Origin of the sequence: Burkholderia sp. Bp9140 (assembly GCF_003853425.1) — a bacterium.
In the GTDB taxonomy this organism is placed as follows: domain Bacteria; phylum Pseudomonadota; class Gammaproteobacteria; order Burkholderiales; family Burkholderiaceae; genus Burkholderia.
In genome coordinates, this window is record NZ_QTPQ01000001.1 from 228,382 (window position 1) to 249,579 (window position 21,198).

Sequence of the window (21,198 nt, forward strand, 5' to 3'; positions counted from 1 at the left end):
GACCGGATGCTGCGGCGCGTAGCAGTTTCCCGATCGAGAACACCGAATTGGCAGCGCGCCATTTCCGCGTTACGCTCGTTTCGCCGGTCGACGCCGGCGCTGAATGGATCGTGGGAGGCTCAAATGGCGATCGAATACTTTGCAGAGCGCAATCCGGTCACTCGAAACCTGCCCCGGTCGCTGGCGACCAAGGCTGGCGATCTGGTGTTCGTGTCCGGTCAGGTGGCGAGAAACGAAGACGGGAGCCTCGTCGCAGGCGGGATCGAAGCGCAGACGCGTCAGACATTGAAGAACGTCGCCCACGTGCTCTCGCTGGCGGGATGCACACTCGGCGACGTGGTGAAAACCACTGTCTGGCTCGAGGACGCGCGCGACTTCGCGGAATTCAATCGTGTCTATGCGGAGTTCTTCCCGGGGAACAAGCCGTCACGATCGACCTTGCAGGCGACGAACATGGTCGGTACCAAGATCGAAATCGAGGCGATTGCCTGCAGGCCCTGAGCGCCGAGAGCGGTGTGCCGGGTATCCGGGTGAGCGTCGGATCGATGCCCGCATCCATGAAAATGGATGGCGGATGGCGGCAAGCTCGAAATTTTTCGGCATATCGGTAGTTGCGATGGTCGTGCGTTATCGAGCCGGCGGCTCAAAGCCCCTTTTGCGCAGAACGGCTATCGCTTCGGCCGATGTCAGTAATTGGATCAGCGCCTGCGCCGCGGCGGGATCCTTCGTATCGCGGCCGATGCCGGCGGTGTAGACCGTGTCGTGCTGGAGTTCGCGCGGCAGCAGACCGACCAGCCGGACGCCTGGGACATCGACGATGTTCGGCACCGTGATGACGGTCGCATCAGCCGTGCCATCCGCCACGGCCGCGATGACGTCGCCGCCCCGCACGGGTACGAGATGCGGCCTGACCGTGTCCGAGATGCCAAGCCGGTCGAGTAGTTCGACGAGCCAGGCTCCGCTCCCGCTCTCCGGCGACCACGACAGCGAACGCAAGTTGACCAGTGCCTGCCTGAACGCGTCGACCGTCGCGATAGTCGGCACGGGGACATCCGCGCGCGCGGCCATTCCGACCGAAGCTTTCGCGACGTCGGTACGCGTGATCGATACGATTTTGTCTGCTTTGATCAACGCGTCGATCTGGCCGGGCAGCAGGATCGCGACGTCGAATGCTTCCCCGGCTTCGATCCGGCGCTCCAGCGTCGTGGCGTTGTCGAACGTCGTCACGAGTCGTTGGCCGGTCTTCGATTCGAACGCGGGCGCGAGTTCGGCGAGTGTCGCTTTGAGCGTCGGCGTGCTGAACACCTTGAGGCCGTCCGCGCATGCCACACTGATGCCGGCGAGCATCAGCAACGCAACGAAACACCCATTCAACAGCATCCTGATGATCATCGCCGTCTCCCCGTCCGAAACGTCCACCGGCCCCGGCATGCGGGTGCGCAAGGCCGTCCCGGTTACCATCATAGGCTGGCGCTTGATCCAGATATAATTTCAAATCGGCATGGCGTGATCACGAAATGGAATAGGTTTGGGCATGGACGGCGACCGAATCCGACGACGACTGAAGTTGCGCGATCTCGACACGTTGATGACGGTCGTCAATACGGGTGGGATGCGGAAGGCGGCGCAACAGCTTCACATGTCTCAGCCGGCCGTCTCCAAGGCGATAGCGGACTTGGAAAGCGTTCTCGGCGTACGGCTCGTCGACCGCAGCCACCACGGCGTCGTACCGACCGTGTTCGGACAGGCGCTGCTCAAGCACGGCGCGGCGATCTTCGACGAATTGCGGCGTGGCGCCGTAGAGATGGCGTTTCTCGCTGACCCCGACGCCGGCGAACTCAGCATCGGATGCGTGGAAACGATCACGGCAGGGCTGGCCGCGGCCATCATCGAGGATATGTCGCATCGACATCCGCGCCTGGTTTTCTCGGTCGCGTCGGGTGATGCGCCGGTGCTGCAGACTCACTTCCTGCGCGAGCGAATCTGCGAACTGGTCATCGCGAGACCCTACACGGCCGTGCCCGACCCGGACATGAACGGAGAGCCGCTGTTTCACGAGCAACTGCGGATAGTCGTGTCGAATCACAGCGAATGGGCGGCGAAGCGGCGCCGATTTACGCTCGCCGATCTCGTCGATGCGCCGTGGATTTTGTCGCCGAACGAAGTCGCGCCGCATTCACCGATCTTTGAAGCGTTTCGCGCGATCGGGGCGGAACCGCCGTACGCCCGCGTGCTGACCGGCTCGCTGAATCTGCGCCGGACATTGCTTCGCACCGGGCGTTTCATAACGGTGATGCCGCACTCGCTGCTGCACTTCGGCCCCGATCAGGATTGGATCAAGGTGTTGCCGATCGATCTGCCGACCTGGGCCGTACCGACGATGCTGATCACGTTGAGGAACCGCACATTAAGTCCGGTCGCCGAGCGGTTCGCCGAACACGCGCGCAGACTGGCCAGGTCGCTCGCCGAAAGCTGATCGCTGCCGTCAGGGAGGCGCCGAGGCGATGCGTGTGATGTCGTCAGGCCGATCGATGTACGAAACGCGCATGCGTGTCCGTGTGCCCCAGGCTTCATGTGCGCACCGCACAAATCCCCAAAATCCCCAAGTGGCAGCTGGCATTCGTTAGAATCGTTCGTCGTAGAGGCAAAACGCATATTTGCATCGTGCGCAGCGGTACCGACTCACGCATACCGCGCCCCCTCATCCCATGCTTCATCCTTTACCGGAGGCGAACGTGCCAGGATTACTTCCCGATGTCGACCGCGACGGGCTCCTCGAATATTCGGTGGTGTACACCGACCGGTCGATCAATCACATGTCGCAGCGCTTCCAGGGCGTCATGCGCGATATTTCCGCCGCGCTGAAGAAGGTCTACAACGCGAAGGCGGCCGTCATCGTCCCGGGCAGCGGGACCTTCGGCATGGAAGCCGTGGCCCGGCAGTTCGCGACGAACAAGAAGTGCCTGGTCATCCGCAACGGCTGGTTCAGCTTCCGCTGGTCGCAGATTTTCGACATGGGCAGCATCCCGTCCGAATCGATCGTGTTGAAGGCGCGTCCGGTCGAATCGGGCAGGCAGGCGGCGTTTGCGCCGGCCCCGATCGAAGAAGTCGTCGCCGCGATTCAGGAACACAAGCCGGATCTGGTCTTCGCTCCGCACGTCGAAACCGCATCCGGGATGATGTTGCCCGATACGTATCTGCGCGCGGTGGCCGACGCCGTGCATGCGGTCGGTGGCATGTTCGTGCTGGATTGCATCGCGTCCGGCACGATCTGGGTCGATATGGAGAAGAGCGGTGTCGACGTGCTGATCAGCGCGCCGCAAAAGGGCTGGAGCGCGTCGCCGGGTTGTGCGCTGGTGATGCTCAGCCCGCTCGCGCGCGAGCGCATCGATGCGACGACCAGCACCAGTTTTGCCTGCGATCTGCGCAAGTGGCTGCAGATCATGGAAGCGTATGAGAACGGCGGCTTCGCGTACCACGCGACGATGCCCACGGACAGCCTTGCGACGCTGCGCGACGTCATCAAGGAAACGGAAGCATACGGCTTCGACAAGGTGAGGGCGGAGCAGCTCGAACTCGGCACGCGGATTCGCGCGTTGCTGGCCGAGAAGGGTTTCAGGAGCGTGGCGGCCGAAGGCTTTGAGGCGCCGGGCGTCGTGGTCAGCTACACCGACGACGACGACATCCGGTCCGGCAAGAAATTCGCCGATGTCGGCATGCAGATCGCGGCCGGCGTGCCGCTGCAATGCGACGAGCCGGCGGATTTCAAGACCTTCCGCATCGGCTTGTTCGGTCTCGACAAACTGCATGACGTCGATGCCGCGGTCGCGCGGTTTGCGAGCGCACTGGAACGGGTTCTGTAGCGCGTCGATTCGGTGTAACGGTACATGGCGGCGCATGAAGCGAAGACGTCGATGCCTTCGACTCGACCAAATGCGCCGCCTGAACCGCCGACTCTGGCTCCGGCCGCTTGCAGCGCACGTCAACCATCGGCGTTTGCGGCAATTCATTCAGATCGATTGCAGCCGTTCGACAACGTACTGGCTGACGATGAGATCCAGGTGCGCACCACCGGCATTTTTATAAACCGTGCGCTCTTCAGCCGAACGATGAAACGCCGACATCCGGCACAGATCGAACAGGTCTCCTTCGATATCATTCGCCTGTATCGCTTGCGTCTGCATCGGAATCAGGATGTCACCTGATTGCGCGGCGTTCTCGCGGTCGTCCACGAAAATGCGCGCTCCTCTGAGCACATCGCAATCGGCCTCCTGCATATCCGGCCGGTACCCGCCCACCAGATCGACATGGGTACCGGGCCGCACGAACTCGCCTCGAATCATCGGTGTGGACGTGCTGGTGGCTGCGGTAATGATGTCTGCGCGGGCCACGGCGGCATCCACGTCGTCGACCACGCAGACCTCGATGTTTCTCGCCTCGAGGTCCGCACGCGCGGCATCCAGCCTGGACGCTGTGCGATTCCACAACAACACCTGACGAATGGACGGACGGATGTGGAGATAGGCATCCGTCAACGACCTTGCGACCGGCCCCGCACCCAGGACGAGAAGGACCTCGCTGTTCTCGCGGCTCAGTTTCCTTGCCGCCAGCGCGGAATCGGCCGCGGTCTTCCATCTCGTGATTTCCGGGCCGTCGAGCATGGCGACGATGCCTTTGGTCCGCTCGTCCAGAACCAGAAACGCAGCCTGCTCCGTTGGCAACGGCGGGCTGGCCAGGCTATTGGCGGGAAAGAGGGAGGCAATTTTGAACCCGGCGCCCTTGCCGGGCAGGATGACGCCCCGGCTGAACAAGCCAAAGCTCGCATCCCCGATGAAATAACTGTCGCCGATGGGCCGGGAACCGGCGTGCCCGTCGTGCAACGCGTCGAGCACCCCGTCCCAATCGAGTACCGACCTGATCTGTTCCGCTGAAATGATTTGCACGTTCAACGCTCCTGCTGTTGCGGCCAGATGTCTCCCAGGGTGTAACCCTCGGGGAACGGGTCGTCGTGATCGAGCACGATGGTGCTGATCCCATGGATCCAGCTGGTGCCGGCCAGGGTAGGAACCACGGCGGCCTTGTCGCCGATGCGGGCCTCTTCCACGAGCCGACCGGTGAAGACGGTACCCAGGATGCCCTGGTGCCGGAAATCCTGATGCAGCGGCAATTCGCCCTTGGCGTGCAGCACGGCCATCTTGGCGCAGGTGCCGGTGCCGCAGGGGCAGCGGTCGATCGCGCCGGTCCAGGTGGACGGGTCATCCCAGGAGAGCGGCCCGGTCGGCATGGTGACCACGTTCTTCCAGTCTGCGTTGCGGTCGTCTGCGGGGCCGGACAGTTGCGAGATGGTGATGCCCACGCCCGGATAGTCCGGGTGCGCGACCGGCAACTGCTCGATGGCAGCCTGCCGGATCAGCGCGGAAACCCGCGTGATCTCCTTTCCGTGTTCGGGCTTGAGCTCGAGCCCCGGGAACTGGCGCACGTCGGCAATCGCGTAGAACATGCCGCCCCAACCCACGTCGACCCGCACCTTGCCCAGATGCGGCACGTCGATGACGGCATCCAGGTGCGCGGCAAACGCCGGTACGTTCCTGAACGTCACGCGCTTGACCTTGCCGTCCTTGCACTCGGCGGTGAGGCGGATCAGCCCGGCCGGCGCTTCCAGCGTCAGTTCCGTCACGGGCTCCTGCATGGGCAGCATGCCCATTTCCAGCAACACGGTGGCCACGGAAATGGTGTTGCCGCCCGACATCATCGGATACTCGACCTGCTCGAGGATGATGTAGCCCGCGTCCGCATCCGGGTGACACGGCGGCACGACGATGTTGCAGCAGTGCGCCGGGTAGCCGCGCGGCTCGCGCAACAGCAGCTTGCGCAAGCCATCGTCGTTGGCCTCCAGCCATTTCATCCTGGCGTGGACGGTGTCGCCGGGAATTTGCGGAATGCCACCGGTGACCACCCGCATGGGAATACCCGAATGCGTCTCCACCGCGTGAATGGTTCTCTTGAATCCCATGTGCCGGTTTCCTCTTCAGCGCCGCCGACCGAGTGCGGCGTGAAGGGAAATTTATGCCCGTTTCGCGGATAACTTAAGCGACATTTCCTCCGGCATTCCTTCAACTTTTGGTTGAAGATGCCGCCGCCTTTGCCGGGCAGGGCCGGTTCGGTACAGGCGCTCAGCGTTCCGGTGTGCCGGGGGCGGGGCCCGTTTCATCGGCAGCGGGATGCCGCGCGAGCTGCTGCCTGACCCACTGGCAGAACTGCTTGCACACGACGGCGTCCGCCTTGTCTTTTCGGACCGACAGGTAGTGGCCGCGATTCTTCATCACCGTCTTGTGCGGCAGCGGACGCACGAAGTGGCCGCTTTGCACCAGGTCGCCCACGAGGTGATGCCAGCCCAGGACGACGCCCTGGTGAGCCAGGGCCAACTGCACGATGCCCGGATAGTCGTTGCTGGTGAATAGCTGGCGCGGAATGTCCGCGCGCCAGCTGGTGTCGACGTCATGCAGTGCCAGCCAGACTTTCCAGTCGATATGCTCGGAGATCTGCGAACGACCATAGGCGCTGATATCCAGCAATGACATGTCCAGCAGCCTTTCCGGCGTCTCGACGGGGCCATGATCCCGCAAATACTGCGGTGTGCAGACGGGATAGACCTCGTCGTCGAACAGGTGCTCGCTATCGTATCCGTCGCGCATGCTGGCCAGCTTGGCGATGTAGACGTCCGGCTGCACACCTGCTTCCATCGAGATGAAATTTTGCGTGGCCAGGACCGTGAGCTCGATATCCGGATTGGCTTGAATGAATTCGGGCAGCCGCTTGTGCAGCCAGAGTGCCGAAAATGCCGGTGAGCAGCAGACGATGAGCGTCTGCCTGGCGGGAACCTTCTTCCGCAGGCGCTCGGCGGCCTGATGGATATTGATCAATGAAAGCTGGGCGGCGTCCTTGAACATCTCGCCATCGGCGGTCAGGGTGACGGCCCTGCCTGAACGGACGAAAAGCTCCGTACCCAGGTAGTCCTCCAGTTCCCGCACCTGCTTGCTCACCGCCGCGGGCGTCACGCTCAATGCATTGGCCGCCCCGGTAAAGCTGTTGAATTTAGCGGCCGCAAGAAATGATTTGATGGCGCGCAGAGACAGCGCACCGACCAATGTTTCGCTCATTTCAAACCGAGGCGCCATGGCGATTTCTACAGACGTTAGGGGATGGGACCAAGTCCGACGCACGGACTCGCGTTGGATGGCGGGAAGCGAATGGTCGCTCGCCGTCGAGCCGGCTAATGCACGCCAAAGTCGGATCGAAGCTTTCTCAGCTTGAACGGCGTGACGTTGTATTCGCGTTTGAACCAATGTATCAGATGCGAACTGTCCGTGAAGCCGCACTCGTATGCAATCTGAGTCACGGACCGATCGCTGTTGATGACCATCCATTTCGCGGCTTTCAGGCGCATGCTCCGCCAGTACTGCAGCGGCGCGACGCGCAGATGCTTCTTGAAAAGTCGCGTCAGTTCCCGCTCGGTCGTGCCGATCGACTGTGCAATGCCGGCGATCGAACCCGGTTCGAACGTGCGTTGCCTCATCAGACCCACCGCGTTGACGACTCGTCGATCGGGGCAATGCAGGCCGACCTCGTCGTCATTCTTCAGCGCCTGTATTTCTTCGAAGCCCCGGTCGGCCATCAAGTAATGGAGCGCCTTGTGCGATCGCGTCTTTCCGCAGTGAGTCGTCACCAGGTGCATGGCGAGATTGATCGCGGCAAGACCGCCGGGGCATGTAATGAACTCGCCGTCCGCCACGACCGGCGCATCCGTTACGGCGATGATGTCCGGAAAATTGCGCTGCATCGCTTGCGCGAGCGAGAAGTGAACGGCGCATCGCCTTCCTGCCAGATAGCCCAGCTCGGCAAGAATGAATTGACCCGTGCATAACCCGACAACGGGAACGTGCGCTTCGACGCAGGATTGTATGAATCGGTAAAGCTCGTCGGGGATCGGCTCCGCACTATGGAGCAAGCCGCCGTGCACCACGACGTAGTCGTATTCGGACGGATCGCCGAAGAGCCGGGTCGGCACCATCGGAAAGCCGCAACTCGATCGAATCGGCGAATGATCGTGAGACAGCAGGTCCCACGAGCAGTAGATCTGCCTGCTGAAGTCCGCTTCATCTGCCGACAGGCGCAAAAATTCGACGAAGCACGACAGCGACATCAGCGTGAAATCCGGCGTCGGTGCGATGCCGATCCTGAGCGGCGCATCGACCTCGGGTGCGGACTTGCCCGGCCGAAGAAAAGAATAGTCGCCCCGCATCCGATGTCTCCGCCAGTCGTGCCATTGATTGTCCGAAACGTACAATTTTTTCGCTTGACCGGCAATTATAGTTTTCCGCGTCAACACCCACACGGCGCGGAGGCCCCCATGAAGATCTCGAAAATTTCCCTGTACCAGGTCGATTTGCCCTTGAAGGAGGGCGCCTACAGCTGGTCGACGTTCTCGTTTGCATCGTTCGACTCGACCGTTGTCGTCGTCGAAACGGACGTCGGGCTGGTCGGCGTCGGCGAAATCTGCCCGCTCGGGCCGTCGTATCTGCCGGCTTATGCCGAAGGCGCCCGCGCCGGGCTCGTGAAGATCGCGGAGGGACTGATCGGGGAAGACCCGTGCCAGATCGGCCGGATCAATGTCCGCATGGATGAGCTTCTCAAAGGTCACCCGTACGTCAAGTCAGCCCTGGATATGGCGTGCTGGGACATTCTCGGCAAGGCGACCAGCCAGCCGGTATACAACCTGCTCGGCGGGCGCCTGCAGGACCAGGTCAAGCTCTTCAAGGTCGTCACCCGGCAGGATCCGGACGCAATGGCGACGAAGATCCGCGAGTATCAGGACCAGGGCTTCAGGCAGTTTCAAATGAAGGTGGGCGCCGGAGCGGACGCCGATATCGAGCGGATCCTGAAAGTGTCGGCCGAACTGCGCCCGGGCAATGTCCTGGCCGCCGATGCGAATACCGGTTGGCGGCAGCACGAGGCGCTACGCGTCGTCAAGGCGATTCGCGACGTCGATATCTACATCGAGCAGCCGTGCCCGAGTTACGAGGAGTGCCTCGCTGTCCGGCAGCATACCGATCATCCGATGATCCTCGACGAGTGCATGGAAGACATTCGCGTGCTGATACGCGGCTGTCAGGATCGTGCGATGGATGTCGTCAATCTGAAGGTGAGTCGCGTCGGCGGGCTGACGAAGGCCAGGCAATTCCGCGATCTGGCCGTGACGCTGGGAATCTCGCTCACGATTGAAGACACGTGGGGCGGCGAGATCGCGACGGCCGCGCTTTGCCATCTCGCGCACTCGACGCCATCGGGCTTTCACTTCCAGTCGTCGGCGTTCCACGAGTATCACGGTCTCACGATCGCGTCGGGCGGACCGGAACTGACGGACGGTTATATGTCGGTATCGGATCAGCCGGGTCTTGGCGTCAAGCCGAAGATGGAGGTGCTCGGCGATCCCGTTGCCGTCGTTGGTCGGGCGGGTTAGCCGAAACGTAGCGGGGAAGGCGGCCGTGCTCAGGCAGCGGTCCGCGGGCCGCTGCCCGCGAGGCGATCGATCGTCTCTGTTTCGTTGCAACACGCCTTGCTGCCACGCAGCTTCAAGTGTGTTGCAACGACGGGTCGAATCAGCGCGGTCGGAGTGCAATGACTACATCACTTGTTTCAAAGTGCGTCTCGAAATGGAGCTTGGCAACCCTCTGCCTTATTGCGATAGAACGCGTCGATATAGGTTGTCATGACGTTGCAGTACGCCGCGATCGACAAGATGCCGCCTCAGTCGGGCGTAGTCGGTTGTGAATAGCTGACAGATTCTGGATATCTCCGATTCGGTGTAGGGCGTATCCGGGGCGAAAGCCGTCGCGATCTTTTCGATGGCGAGATCCGTTTCCAGCTGTCGATCGCTCAAATCTTCAGCGCTGCGATGCTGTCGATCGGCAATGTCGTTCCACACGGTGTCGACATCCGAAAGTCCATGCTCGTCCCGTTGAATGAGGCCGATGTTCAGCAGCCGAGTCACGATCTTGCTGACAGCCTTCGCATCGATGCCGGCTTTCTCCGCGATATCGGCGAGGCGATTGACGCCGAGGACGATCGCGGCGTAAACGGCGCGCGTTTCACGCGACGTCATCGCGGCAATGATTGCGTCCTTGCGAAGACGATGGTTCAACGTTTCCTCGCCAATCGTCAAATAGCTGCTGCGAATCGGAATTTCTCCGAGTGCGACAAGGTCGGACTGCAGCGGCTGGGACCGGAACACGCGTTCATTTTGTTGACGCTTCCGAACGATACCCAAGCCACTCTGCCGGTATTTGTGCAACTCCGGCAGTGTTACCAGCTCGAATGAATCGTCCAGCCTGCGAAACAGCTCCTCCCAGATCGGCGTCCTGACTCTGCGAACGCGCTGAGCACCTTCCATGCTGACGGTGGTCAACATGGTCGGCTCGTGCAGGCACAGGTAGCCGCCAGGCGCGATACGGTCCCAAAGTGTCGCGACGAAACGGACGTCGTCGGCCGGCGTGCCCGCATCGATCCACGCGATGTCTATCACGCCCCATGAAGCGATGGTGGCTTCGTCGAGTGCGTAGAAGTTGCGTTTGACGAATGTAACGAGGCCCTCGTCGACATCGTTATTCTTCAACGCATCCCACGCTTCTTCGGCCGAGGAGCCTTCAGCCGTGAAGTCGTCGATGGTGATCAGCCTGGGGTGATAGTTGTCGGGAATTCCGGTCGGGTCGAGGAGCGCGCTTCGCTCCTGCCATGTCGACGCATCCAGCAAATTCTTGTCGTGCTGCCAATCCTGCCGCGCCTGTTCGAGCGCCTTCGCGATGAAAACCGTGCTGTCGCCGGCGCCTATTTCGACGACTGTAGCGGGGCGCGCCATACGAATGAGCGTGGAGATCAGATTGGCGCTGTTCTCGGTACCCATTCCAGGTCTAATCATGTGCACGGGAGTTCTCTCCAGAAATCAATCTCAACATGCCGGCTTCCACAAAGTGGACGATGTTCGGGGGCAGTGATTCAGGTAACTCGGTCGAGGGCTTGGGCGGGGAGAATATATGTCGAGAAGTTTCGCTCAAACGGATGGTTCGACCGTTAAGCTGGTTGATGGCAACGCGTCCGAATCCTGGGGCGTTCGTAATGATGCAGGTGGGTTCGATCAAATAGCGAACCGGTGGAGAAGCAGGGAATACCTGGTCAGTCTCGATGAACCCATGTCGATACAGTGCAACCAATAGCGTGCACGCTTCATGCGCCACGCCATTGATTTCCATGTACTGCAACGCCCCTACGGTTGTCCCTTCGGTGAGCGCCTCGACGTCTTCATGGCGAAACCCTCCAAACGCCTGCGCGCTCTCAACCACGACAAGCGATGATCGAATTCCACGCGTACCGACAAGCTGGGGGGTATTGCGGGTAATGCGTGCTGACCTGGACCATCTGACCGAGCGATCCGGAGCCAGGAATTCAGGACAGGTTGCAAGCGGGTTCCGCAATTCCGGCGGCATTGACTTGCTGAGGGTGTAGCTGACATGACCTTCGGCGTGGTGGCCCAGGAGATACTCGGCGAGCTGCCAGGCATAGCCTCCCGTGCCCTGATAAAAGTTGGGTCGAATAGGGTCTGTTCTCATGGTTGCTCACGCCGATTTCAATATGACAATTGCTGTTGCCATGCCCACCGCGGCCCCGTCTTGCACTTCGGATGCAATCACCTTGTCGACCGTGAGGCCACTGGCCTCCGCGATGGGGGCCAGTGCCGACGGCGTCCACATCCGGTCTCGTAGATCACATACGACCCCTTCGATATTCCCGTGTTCATTTCGTCCCGACTGCGCGAAGACCGATCGATGCATGATCAGTTTGTCGCTGTCGTATTTGTAGGCCCACCAGATGAGCGCGGCTTCCCCGTTGCTCCGCCGAAATGGCACCACCGTGCATCGTTTGTCCATGAACGAAAGACGCTCGGGTGTGCCGTCACCGAAGACGGCGACCATGATCCTCGATTCGGAATTGCGCAACTGCGTCTTCGCGCTACGCAACAGTACTTCGAGCTTATCGTCGTCCAGAACGAAATTGATGGTCGCATCGCCGAACGTCACGACGTCGAAGTGACGTTGTGTGATTGGCGTCGGCAGATCAAATATGTCGCCCTGGAGCGCGTGAATGTGGCTGTGACCGATGAACGCATTGAAGCGATTGATGGCAACGGGGGAGATGTCGACGCCAAAGCTCTCCTGCAGCGCGAATTTCCCGGCGAGGTGCAGGAGCAGCCGGCCATCGCCGCAGCCGAGATCGAGAATACGGTGTCCATCGCGGACAATGGATTCCGCGGCGGCGAAATCCCATGTCGCACGGACTGTCGTCAATTCATACTCGTCGAATAGCGGCTCGTCGAAGTAGTAATGGCTGACTCGGAGATCCGCTATACCCGATGTCACGATGCGATCCAAAGGGGCTTGCAGTTTGATCGATTTCGTATCGTTCGGCTTCGATCCGAAGCGTCCTATGCGATCCATCGTCAGGCTCCTTTTGTGACCATGCTTGGTCGGTTTTTGACATTCAACGCGATGCCGCATGCGCCGATAATCGCCGTTGCGACTCCCACAACCACGAGAGCCATGCTCACGTGTGCCGTACTGATCATGCCGGCGCTCAGAAAGCCGAGAAACACCGAAGTCTGGATGCAAAATATATAGGCTGGCATCAGGTCGACACGCCGCTGCGGATCGATCGCCTTCATCATGAAACTTGCCGTGAGTGCGTTCTGGATGCCGTTGGCCGATCCGATCAGAAACGCGGCGCACATGATGAGCCATGCAGCGTCACTCAATGCGAGCCATAAAATGCCGGCGCCGATGACACTGGCGGCGATCGAGGCGCCGGCGGCATCACCGCGCCTCGCAAACAGACCGGCAAATATCACGGGACCGACGATCAGACCCACACTCAATGCGCTGATGACGAGTCCATAGATTTCTGCACTGAATTGCAGTTCAGTACGCACTCGAAATATCAGCAGCACATTGAGCGTGGATGTCAGCACGACCGTCATCAACAGTGGAGCGACCGCACGGATCACGCCGGCCGTGCGAACGAGACCGAGCAGGTCGAGTCTTCCCTTCTGCTTGGCTTGCATGGAGGCCTGACTGGATGTGTGGCTGAAGGAATCCAGCGCCTTGAAGCATAATGCAGTGACAGGAGCGGCGACCAACACCAGCAAGGCCAGCGTCAATAGCCCCCGTGAGTGGTCGGCCATGCCATACAGCAAACCGCCGAGGGCAGGGCCGCCCACGTAACCCATGTTCCGCACCGATTGCGTAATCCGATTGACGCGATCGATGTGCCGCTCTTCGTTTGTATAGCTCGGAATCGCGACCATGATTGCTGCCCACAGAAGAGACCCCGTGGATCCGAGTGCCATCGACACGACGATGTAGCCCCAGAACTGATTGGCCAGGGACGCTGCTGCGATCAGAAGCGACTGAAGGAGAAATACCGCGGGAATCGTTTTGCGAGGCCCGATCCTCTGGAGGATCAGGGGGGCGATCGGGCCGGACAGCATGCCTCCGATGAGACCGACGGCAAGCAATATCGATACCGATGAAGTATGGTCAGCCAGCCTCAGTGCAAAGGTCACTTGAGCGGCTTCATCAGCGAAGCTGCCAAACGACAGGGAGATGCAGATAAAGACGAACGCCCATCGACCTCTGATGCCCATCAAAGTGCCCCCCACCGTGCCAGCGACGCGGCTACATTCAGCAGATCATCGTTAAGCAGTTTGTCTTTTCCGCTTGATAAATCTGCAATGTCGACTTGCAGCCCGGCAGACAGGTGATTCAGAAAGTCGTGCAGTGCGCGACTGTATCTGAAGCTGCCGCAGTGGCCGTTGGCCGCGATCAGGATCTCGCCGTCTTGCAATACAGGCATCCACTGCAGGGTGCTTATGGCGTTGAGCTCAATGACATCGTCCAGTTCATCGACCTCGACGATCGGACGGCCGACATTCAGGCGGCTGCTGGTGTCCGAGACGAGTTGGGAGATCATCATTCGTCGTTTCAGAGACGTGCCATCAAGCAATGCCTTCAGGGACGAAAGCAAAAGCTCGTCATCGGGATTCAGGCTCGCGATGCCTGAAGAACGTACGTCATGGCGGGTGCGATTGGGTGCCTGGAGCAGGCTCTTCACGTAGTTCGCATTTTGTTGCGAATCGTTGCCGGTTTCCCAGAAAGCGATATTCACGTTGACTGAAACGTCAGATTTCGTTTCGGCAACGTGCAGCCAGTTTTCTGGGAAATAGGTCACTCGATTCGTTTTGTTCTCTAGCGGAATGCCTTCGGATTTGAATGGTTCATAGTCAGGGAATCGCACGCCAACAAGATCCGACCTGGTTCCGGGCCAGGTGAACATCGTTTTTCCGTCACGCAAGGTGAATCCGAAATTATGTGCGTGATCTACATGGATTCCAATATAGGTCGATGAATATCGGCCAATGAAACAATCGATATCGACGCGGCCGCCAGGCCGATAACCTATTGACAAGGCGAGTTGGTCTGAAAATGCCTTTGCGACATCCCAGATGATGGGGCTTGCCGCATGAAGTCCATAGTACATGACCGTCCATTCGTCGCCGCCCGCAAGTCGATCAATTCTCGATACATAATCCTCGATCGTGTCATCGGTGGCCAGTGCAAGAAAATCAGCGAGAGGTTCCGATGTGCGCTTTCCATTCAAAGCGGTTATGGCTTCGGACTGGAGGTTGCGGGATCGAATGTCGTTCGCGCAGGCCGCATATTGCTTGAGCGCGCCCAGTACATCTTTGTCGGTGAATGGAATCTGCGATGTGGTCAGCTCTGTCGCTTTCTTACCCCATAATTCTTTCGCAAATTGTGGCGACAAAAATGTGACCATATTCGACTCTCCATTCACGGGAACATGGATAGGTGAGCAAGAGGCAACATCCCTTGCTCACGGAACAGATTCACTACTGCTTCGGCATTACCGTGCCTCTCATGCAGTCTCGACGATCGCCATTACTTCTTCATCGTTACGCTGCGCATACTTGACATTGGCCATAACCGGCTGGACCTCGGCATCGTTGCGCTGGGCGTATTTGACATTGGCTACAACCGGTTCGATCTCGACGTCGTTACGCTGAGCGTATTTCACGTTGGCCACAACCGGCTCGACTTCGATAGCGGTCAATTCGTGGCTTCTCGTTATGTCTTTCAAGGAAATCGTCATATTGATGCTCCTTTTTAACGAAACGGAATTTAGAGAAAGTGATGCGAACATCCTTGCTTTTTTCACTAAGGGGTTGCCCGCTGAGAAAGAGTGCATCAAGTCCAATCTCTATGTCAAGCATTTGTAAGAAAGATAAATGTAATCGATCCCTATATCTACGGCGCGTGCCGGGTGGCTTTATATGGATAAATGGGGGGCTGTGGAAGTAGGGTGGCTCATTTCGTTTTTGTGCGAAATGGCTATTGTTGGGTGTATTTTTTGTTCGATTGCCTGATAGAAATGCCGGGGCTTATTTATCTGGGCATCGCCGCTGATTGATAATGGTTTTGCATATATCTCAATTATTTCTCAAAGGTAGGGAGAAGGTCATGCTGCGCATGATGATGGCGGCATGGTGGCGTGATTTTGGGAAGCGTTTGCGATTGCAGACGCGCACGCGGCGGTCCTATAGCTCCACTGAGAAACATTGCGTTCGCGGCCGCATGGCGCGGTCCCCGACTCGTGTGTGCGCGCTGTCAGTGAAACGCGTCTGATGGGTGGGCGACGATGAACCGCTGATACGGCACGGTGAAGTTTCGCAACGGGAAGAGGTCGATCTTGGTCTTGCGGTGCGCCACGCTTACTGGACGGGGACGTCATTCGGCGTGGCGCGTCGAGTGTTGGCACCACTGCGATATCGCCGGGCATCGGCGTCTGGGATCGATCTATGGTGCCGTACGGGGTTGCGGCATGTCCTGCGTAGGCATAACGCTCTGGAAGCCCGGCTGCGCCGGCGCCAGCGCGGGAAGCCGCCGTTCAAATCGATGTTCCCGATTTACAAGGAGAAGCCCCGACAGGAACGTGTTTGCCGGTTGACCGCATCGACCAAGCTGCTGCTTTGTCGATGGGACGAGAGGGTGTCTAACGGTGGCCTCTATTGATTGCCATTCGCTCCGAGGGGCGTGCGCCGCGTCTTCCGGCAATGTGCCTTCTATCCGACTCGTAACGAAGCGATTTCCCAATGCAGTACTCGCATAGGCACTGTCGGCGCAGGAGAGCGCCGCTTCAATCGCGTTGGCTTATTGGCCGATTAGGGTATGGGGTGTTCGCTTGCGCCCGCTGATCGACGGGGTCGGCCGCAGCCGACCCGCGTCAAGCGATTGCTTCGGAAGCAATCACACCGCCGCGTTCCGATTGGCCTCGATCACCGTCAACGCCGTCATGTTCACGATCCGCCGCACCGTCGCACTCGAGGTGAGAATGTTCACCGGCCCGTTGACGCCCAGCAGGAACGGCCCCACCGCGACGTTACTACCGGCCTCGGTCTTGAGCAGGTTATAGGCAATATTCCCCGCATCGACGTTCGGACACACGAGCAGGTTCGCGGCACCCTTCAGCGGCGACATCGGCAGCAGCCGCGACCGCAGCGTCTCATCGAGCGCACAGTCGCCATGCATTTCGCCATCCGCCTCGATATCCGGCGCATGCGCGCGAATGATCTCCAGCGCCTGGCGCATCTTCACGCCCGAAGCCGCGCTCCCCGACCCGAAGTTCGACCGAGACAGCAGCGCAGCCTTCGGCGTGAGATTCAGCCACTCCATCTGCCGCGCCGCGGCGATCGTGAATTCCGCGATCTGTTCCGCGTCGGGGTTGTCGTTGACGTGCGTATCCACCAGCGCGACCGTGCGCTGATTGAGCAGCAGGATATTCATCGCCGCGTAGGTCGACGCATCGGGCTTCTTGCCGATCACTTCGTCCACGAACCGTAGGTGATTGTGATATTCGCCGACCGTTCCGCAGATCATCCCGTCCGCATCGCCGAGGCGCACCATCATCGCGCCGATCAGCGTCAGGCGACGCCGCATTTCGACACGCGCCATTTCCTTCGAGATGCCGTCGCGGCAGCGCAGTTCCCAATACGTCGTCCAGTATTGCGGGAAGCGCTCGTCGTATTCCGGATTGGTCACCTCGACATCCTGGCCGAGACGAAGGCGCAGGCCGAACCGCTCGATCCGCGCCAGCAGCACCTCGGGACGCCCGACCAGGATCGGACGCGCGAGCTTCTCGTCGACGATGACCTGCACCGCGCGCAGCACGCGCTCGTCTTCGCCTTCGGTGAACACGATGCGAGCTTTCCCGCCGTCGCGCACGAGCTGGCGCGCGGTCGCGAACAGCGGCTTCATGAACGCGCCGGAGTGGTAGACGAACTGCTGCAACTGCTCGACATACGCATCGAGATCCGCGAGCGGGCGCGTCGCCACGCCGCCTTCGATCGCCGCCTTGGCCACGGCCGGTGCGATACGGACGATCAGACGCGGATCGAACGGCTTCGGAATCAGGTATTGCGGACCGAACGACACTTCGTCGCCGCCATAGGCCGCCGCGACGACATCGTTCTGCTCTTCTTCCGCGAGGCCGGCGATCGCGTGAACCGCGGCAATTTCCATTTCGCGGGTGATCGTCGTTGCGCCCACATCCAGCGCGCCGCGGAAAATGTACGGGAAGCACAGGACGTTGTTGACCTGGTTCGGGAAATCCGAGCGGCCCGTCGCGATCACGACGTCGTCGCGCGTCGCATGCGCGAGTTCCGGGAAGATCTCCGGCGTCGGATTGGCCAGCGCGAGAATCAGCGGACGCGCGGCCATCGCCTTCAGCATGTCCGGCTTCAGAATGCCGCCGACCGACAGCCCGAGGAACACGTCGGCGCCGCCGATCACGTCGGCCAGCGTGCGCGCGTCGGTTTCCTGCGCGAAGCGTTCCTTGGCCGGATCCATCAGCGTGGTCCGGCCGCGATAGACGACGCCCTCGATATCGGTCGCCCACACATTCTCGATCGGCAGCCCGAGGTCGACCAGCAGGTCCAGACAGGCCAGCGCCGCGGCGCCGGCGCCCGACGTCACGACCTTCACGTCCGAAATCGACTTGCCGACCACCTTCAGCCCGTTGATGAACGCGGCCGCGACGGTGATGGCGGTGCCATGCTGGTCGTCGTGGAAGACGGGGATCTTCATGCGCTCGCGCAGCTTGCGCTCGACCGTGAAGCACTCGGGCGCCTTGATGTCCTCGAGGTTGATCCCGCCGAACGTGGGCTCGAGGCCGGCGATGATGTCGACGAGCTTGTCCGGATCGGTCTCGTTGATCTCGATGTCGAACACGTCGATCCCGGCGAACTTCTTGAACAGCACGGCCTTGCCTTCCATGACCGGCTTGGACGCGAGCGCGCCGATGTTGCCCAGACCCAGCACGGCGGTGCCGTTGGTGATCACGCCCACCAGATTCCCGCGGCTCGTGAAGCGGCGCGCCTGCAGCGGATCGGCGGCGATCGACTCGCACACGCTGGCGACGCCGGGCGTATAGGCCAGTGCCAGATCGCGCTGCGTCACGAGCGGCTTGCTGGCGACGACCGAGATCTTCCCCGGGGTCGGAAACTCGTGATAGTCGAACGCGGCTTGCTGCTGGGTCTCTGTCTGTTTCATGTTCTTGGGTCCGGGCATGCGCGTCAGGCCAGTCCCGACGCGATCCATGGCAGTGATTCTAGGGATCGCCCATAAGGAGATGATTCTGTTTTAATATCGGTCCATCACTTTTTCATGATGGGTGCGTGGCCAGGCAATGACATTCGACGCGAACGACGTGGTCAGGCGCCTTGGCGCGCGCCTGAAGATGCGGCACCTGATGCTGTTGCTGCAGATCCAGCAGCACGGGTCACTGACGCGCGTCGCGGAGCACATGGCCAGCAGCCAGCCCGCCGTGACGAACGCGCTGTCCGAGCTGGAAAGCATGTTCGGCACACCGCTGTTCGAGCGCTCGTCGCGCGGGATGCGGCCGACCGCGCTCGGTTCGGTCGTGCTCGAGCGGGCCAGGGCGATGCTGAAGGACCTCGACCATCTCGCCCGCGAGATGGAGGCGGTCGCGGCCGGCCATGCGGCGCATCTCCATATCGGCGTGATTCCGTTTATTTCGGGCCAGATGCTGTCGGCGGCGCTCAAGCGCCTGCAATCCCGGATGGAACGGCGCCTGACCGTCACGGTCCACGAAGGCACCAGCGACCAGCTGCTGCTGCAGCTGAAGGACCACAGCGTCGACCTCGTGATCGGGCGCGCATCGTCGGCGATCGATCTGGGGCAGGTCTCCTTCGAAGTGCTGTACCAGCAGCAGCCGCGGATGATCGCGAGCCGGCGCCTCGCCGCGAAACTGGCCCGCACGCAGCTCGACTGGCACAAGCTGCACGCGCTGGACTGGATTCTCGGCGCGCCCCACACGCCGATGCGGGAACAGGTGACCGACCTGTTCCTGTCGGCGGGGATCGCGCCGCCGGTGCCGATCGTCGAAAGCTACTCGTCGAAACTGATCGGCGAAATGATCGCGTCGAGCGACGACGCGGTGTCCATCGTGCCGGCCGATATCGCGGAAGAAATGGTGCGCATCGCCGGGGTGGCGATCGTGCCTTACTCGCTGGTCTGGACGCTGCCGCCCATCGCGCTGTTTACCCGTGCCGCCGAATCGCATGCGCCGACGCGGGACTTGCTGGTCCAGGCACTGCGCGAGATCTGCAGGGAAACCTACGTCGAAGTCCCGCGATAAGGCTTCGGGAGCCGGTCCATGCCCGCGGGGCCGGGCACCGCATCACGCCCGCTCGAACACCGCCGCCAAGGCACGTCCGGTCTGTTTCCTTCACGCCGCATCCGGACAAACCCCCGCACATCAAAATCCGCCCAGAACCCCCACCGCACAAGCCACTGCCCGCGCATAGTGGTTTCCACCCATAGTCGCAAACAGTCAAGAACAGGTCGCCGCCGGTCGTCTTGCGACCAATATGGCTCGTTACTTTTACACCCACGATGCAGGCCGGGACGCACTCCGCGAACCCGTCGGACATCGGTCCAACCGGGAGAGAAACCTTGAAGTCGACAAAGATCGCCGCGTTCGTCGCGGCCGTGCTGGCGACCGGCGCGTTCGCGACCGCGGCGCAGGCCGAAACGGATGCCGCGACCTGCCGCAACGTACGCTTCGCGGATATCGGCTGGACCGACATCACGTCCACCACCGCGCTCGCCTCGACGGTGTTCGAAGGGCTCGGCTACAAGCCGACGACGACCATCGCGTCGGTGCCGATCTCGTTCGCCGGCCTGAAGAGCAAGCAGCTCGACATCTCGCTCGGCTACTGGTGGCCGGTGCAGCAAAAGCAGCTCCAGCCGTTCCTCGACAGCAAGTCGATCAACGTGGTCGAACCGCCGAACCTGTCGGGCGCGAAGGCGACGCTCGCGGTGCCGAGCTACGAATACCAGGCCGGCCTGAAGACCTTCGAGGACATCGCGAAACACCGCGCCGAGCTCGACGGCAAGATCTACGGGATCGAGCCGGGCAGCAGCGCGAACGCGACGATCCAGAAGATGATCGACACGAACCAGTACGGCCTCGGCGGCTTCAAGCTGGTCGAATCGAGCGAGGCGGGGATGCTCGTCACGGTCGAGCGCGCGATCCGCGAGAAGAAGTGGGTCGTGTTCCTCGGCTGGGAACCGCATCCGATGAACATCCAGATCAGCATGAACTACCTGTCCGGCGGCGACGCGGCGTTCGGCCCGAACTACGGCGAAGCGCGTGTGTACACGCTGACGGCGCCCGACTTCATCTCGCGCTGCCCGAACGCGGGCAAGCTCGTCGAGAACCTGCGCTTCACGACGCAGCTCGAGAACCAGCTGATGCAGTCGGTGATGAACAAGACGAAGCCGGCCGACGCCGCGAAGGCGTACCTGAAGAAGAATCCGCAGGTGCTCGATGCCTGGCTCGCCGGCGTCAAGACGTTCGACGGCAAGGACGGCCTGCCTGCCGTGAAGGCCTATCTCGGCCTGTAACGGCCCGTGCGCGCCGTATGCGTGCGGCGCGCGGCGAGAATCATCTGCAGTACGACGTAAATTGAGCGATACACATCGTATCCAGCACCGA

The 21,198-nt window shown here is 60.9% G+C and carries 18 protein-coding genes; 6 read left to right on the forward strand and 12 right to left on the reverse strand.

Features of this window, described 5'->3' with window-relative positions; translation table 11 throughout:
- Nucleotides 1-123: 123 nt before the first annotated feature.
- On the forward strand, nucleotides 124-501 hold the full coding sequence (locus tag DIE21_RS01020; RefSeq protein ID WP_124495179.1) for a RidA family protein: 378 nt from the start codon (nucleotides 124-126) through the stop codon (nucleotides 499-501).
- 126 nt (nucleotides 502-627) lie between these two features.
- Here the strand turns inward: DIE21_RS01020 and DIE21_RS01025 are convergent, their stop codons facing one another.
- Complete coding sequence (locus DIE21_RS01025; RefSeq protein WP_185640543.1) at nucleotides 628-1,392, reverse strand: substrate-binding domain-containing protein; 765 nt, start codon at nucleotides 1,390-1,392, stop codon at nucleotides 628-630.
- A gap of 142 nt (nucleotides 1,393-1,534) precedes the next feature.
- Here DIE21_RS01025 and DIE21_RS01030 point away from each other — a divergent pair, with 142 nt between their 5' ends.
- Entirely contained in the window at nucleotides 1,535-2,476 is a 942-nt protein-coding gene (locus tag DIE21_RS01030; RefSeq protein WP_124495183.1) for a LysR family transcriptional regulator, read from the forward strand.
- Between the two features lie 259 nt (nucleotides 2,477-2,735).
- Entirely contained in the window at nucleotides 2,736-3,863 is a 1,128-nt protein-coding gene (locus tag DIE21_RS01035) for an aminotransferase class V-fold PLP-dependent enzyme (RefSeq protein ID WP_124495185.1), read from the forward strand.
- A gap of 147 nt (nucleotides 3,864-4,010) precedes the next feature.
- Here DIE21_RS01035 and DIE21_RS01040 read toward each other — a convergent pair whose 3' ends face one another.
- The 4 genes from DIE21_RS01040 to DIE21_RS01055 all read right to left on the reverse strand — a co-directional run bounded on the left by DIE21_RS01040 (nucleotide 4,011) and on the right by DIE21_RS01055 (nucleotide 8,302).
- Nucleotides 4,011-4,943 carry an ornithine cyclodeaminase family protein gene (locus DIE21_RS01040; RefSeq protein WP_124495187.1) on the reverse strand — a complete coding sequence of 311 codons (933 nt, stop codon included), beginning with the start codon at nucleotides 4,941-4,943 and terminating at the stop codon, nucleotides 4,011-4,013.
- 2 nt (nucleotides 4,944-4,945) lie between these two features.
- Nucleotides 4,946-6,013: a proline racemase family protein gene (locus tag DIE21_RS01045; protein WP_124495189.1), complete on the reverse strand. Its 1,068-nt coding sequence runs from the start codon at nucleotides 6,011-6,013 to the stop codon at nucleotides 4,946-4,948.
- 160 nt (nucleotides 6,014-6,173) lie between these two features.
- Nucleotides 6,174-7,160 carry a LysR substrate-binding domain-containing protein gene (locus DIE21_RS01050; protein WP_260426611.1) on the reverse strand — a complete coding sequence of 329 codons (987 nt, stop codon included), beginning with the start codon at nucleotides 7,158-7,160 and terminating at the stop codon, nucleotides 6,174-6,176.
- 113 nt (nucleotides 7,161-7,273) lie between these two features.
- Entirely contained in the window at nucleotides 7,274-8,302 is a 1,029-nt protein-coding gene (locus DIE21_RS01055) for a GlxA family transcriptional regulator (RefSeq protein ID WP_124495193.1), read from the reverse strand.
- Nucleotides 8,303-8,410: 108 nt separating this feature from the next.
- Between DIE21_RS01055 and DIE21_RS01060 the strand changes: the two genes are divergently transcribed.
- Nucleotides 8,411-9,520 carry a cis-3-hydroxy-L-proline dehydratase gene (locus DIE21_RS01060; RefSeq protein ID WP_124495195.1) on the forward strand — a complete coding sequence of 370 codons (1,110 nt, stop codon included), beginning with the start codon at nucleotides 8,411-8,413 and terminating at the stop codon, nucleotides 9,518-9,520.
- A 216-nt stretch (nucleotides 9,521-9,736) separates the two neighbouring features.
- On the opposite strand, the gene DIE21_RS01065 is transcribed toward DIE21_RS01060, so the two are convergent.
- The 7 genes from DIE21_RS01065 to DIE21_RS01095 form a co-directional block, all read right to left on the reverse strand.
- Nucleotides 9,737-10,960, reverse strand: coding sequence for a DUF2087 domain-containing protein (locus DIE21_RS01065; protein WP_124495197.1), 1,224 nt, complete (start codon nucleotides 10,958-10,960; stop codon nucleotides 9,737-9,739).
- A gap of 7 nt (nucleotides 10,961-10,967) precedes the next feature.
- On the reverse strand, nucleotides 10,968-11,663 hold the full coding sequence (locus DIE21_RS37590) for a hypothetical protein (protein WP_260426613.1): 696 nt from the start codon (nucleotides 11,661-11,663) through the stop codon (nucleotides 10,968-10,970).
- 6 nt (nucleotides 11,664-11,669) lie between these two features.
- On the reverse strand, nucleotides 11,670-12,548 hold the full coding sequence (locus DIE21_RS01075) for a bifunctional 2-polyprenyl-6-hydroxyphenol methylase/3-demethylubiquinol 3-O-methyltransferase UbiG (protein ID WP_185640544.1): 879 nt from the start codon (nucleotides 12,546-12,548) through the stop codon (nucleotides 11,670-11,672).
- Between the two features lie 2 nt (nucleotides 12,549-12,550).
- Nucleotides 12,551-13,750, reverse strand: a complete 1,200-nt coding sequence (locus tag DIE21_RS01080) for an MFS transporter (protein WP_124495199.1) — start codon at nucleotides 13,748-13,750, stop codon at nucleotides 12,551-12,553.
- Nucleotides 13,750-14,940, reverse strand: a complete 1,191-nt coding sequence (locus tag DIE21_RS01085; RefSeq protein ID WP_124495201.1) for a hypothetical protein — start codon at nucleotides 14,938-14,940, stop codon at nucleotides 13,750-13,752. Before DIE21_RS01085 ends, DIE21_RS01080 begins: the two co-directional genes overlap by 1 nt.
- A gap of 99 nt (nucleotides 14,941-15,039) precedes the next feature.
- On the reverse strand, nucleotides 15,040-15,273 hold the full coding sequence (locus tag DIE21_RS01090) for a hypothetical protein (RefSeq protein WP_124495203.1): 234 nt from the start codon (nucleotides 15,271-15,273) through the stop codon (nucleotides 15,040-15,042).
- A 1,154-nt stretch (nucleotides 15,274-16,427) separates the two neighbouring features.
- A complete protein-coding gene (locus DIE21_RS01095; RefSeq protein WP_124495205.1) occupies nucleotides 16,428-18,728 on the reverse strand; it encodes an NADP-dependent malic enzyme in 2,301 nt (766 codons plus the stop codon).
- A 136-nt stretch (nucleotides 18,729-18,864) separates the two neighbouring features.
- Between DIE21_RS01095 and DIE21_RS01100 the strand changes: the two genes are divergently transcribed.
- Both DIE21_RS01100 and DIE21_RS01110 read left to right on the forward strand, forming a co-directional pair.
- The gene (locus DIE21_RS01100; protein ID WP_124495207.1) at nucleotides 18,865-19,836 is read left to right on the forward strand and encodes a LysR substrate-binding domain-containing protein; all 972 of its coding nucleotides are present in this window, start codon (nucleotides 18,865-18,867) and stop codon (nucleotides 19,834-19,836) included.
- 317 nt (nucleotides 19,837-20,153) lie between these two features.
- On the forward strand, nucleotides 20,154-21,107 hold the full coding sequence (locus tag DIE21_RS01110; RefSeq protein ID WP_124495211.1) for a choline ABC transporter substrate-binding protein: 954 nt from the start codon (nucleotides 20,154-20,156) through the stop codon (nucleotides 21,105-21,107).
- Nucleotides 21,108-21,198 lie beyond the last annotated feature (91 nt).

Excerpts from the sequence above, each read along its gene's own strand:
- DIE21_RS01025 (WP_185640543.1), bottom strand. The coding sequence starts at position 1,392 with ATGATCATCAGGATGCTGTTGAATGGGTGTTTCGTTGCGTTGCTGATG.
- DIE21_RS01095 (WP_124495205.1), bottom strand. The coding sequence starts at position 18,728 with ATGAAACAGACAGAGACCCAGCAGCAAGCCGCGTTCGACTATCACGAG.
- DIE21_RS01100 (WP_124495207.1), top strand. The coding sequence starts at position 18,865 with ATGACATTCGACGCGAACGACGTGGTCAGGCGCCTTGGCGCGCGCCTG.
- DIE21_RS01020 (WP_124495179.1), top strand. The coding sequence starts at position 124 with ATGGCGATCGAATACTTTGCAGAGCGCAATCCGGTCACTCGAAACCTG.
- DIE21_RS01050 (WP_260426611.1), bottom strand. The coding sequence starts at position 7,160 with ATGAGCGAAACATTGGTCGGTGCGCTGTCTCTGCGCGCCATCAAATCA.
- DIE21_RS01080 (WP_124495199.1), bottom strand. The coding sequence starts at position 13,750 with ATGGGCATCAGAGGTCGATGGGCGTTCGTCTTTATCTGCATCTCCCTG.
- DIE21_RS01030 (WP_124495183.1), top strand. The coding sequence starts at position 1,535 with ATGGACGGCGACCGAATCCGACGACGACTGAAGTTGCGCGATCTCGAC.
- DIE21_RS37590 (WP_260426613.1), bottom strand. The coding sequence starts at position 11,663 with ATGAGAACAGACCCTATTCGACCCAACTTTTATCAGGGCACGGGAGGC.
- DIE21_RS01065 (WP_124495197.1), bottom strand. The coding sequence starts at position 10,960 with ATGGGTACCGAGAACAGCGCCAATCTGATCTCCACGCTCATTCGTATG.
- DIE21_RS01045 (WP_124495189.1), bottom strand. The coding sequence starts at position 6,013 with ATGGGATTCAAGAGAACCATTCACGCGGTGGAGACGCATTCGGGTATT.
- DIE21_RS01055 (WP_124495193.1), bottom strand. The coding sequence starts at position 8,302 with ATGCGGGGCGACTATTCTTTTCTTCGGCCGGGCAAGTCCGCACCCGAG.
- DIE21_RS01085 (WP_124495201.1), bottom strand. The coding sequence starts at position 14,940 with ATGGTCACATTTTTGTCGCCACAATTTGCGAAAGAATTATGGGGTAAG.
- DIE21_RS01090 (WP_124495203.1), bottom strand. The coding sequence starts at position 15,273 with ATGACGATTTCCTTGAAAGACATAACGAGAAGCCACGAATTGACCGCT.
- DIE21_RS01075 (WP_185640544.1), bottom strand. The coding sequence starts at position 12,548 with ATGGATCGCATAGGACGCTTCGGATCGAAGCCGAACGATACGAAATCG.
- DIE21_RS01060 (WP_124495195.1), top strand. The coding sequence starts at position 8,411 with ATGAAGATCTCGAAAATTTCCCTGTACCAGGTCGATTTGCCCTTGAAG.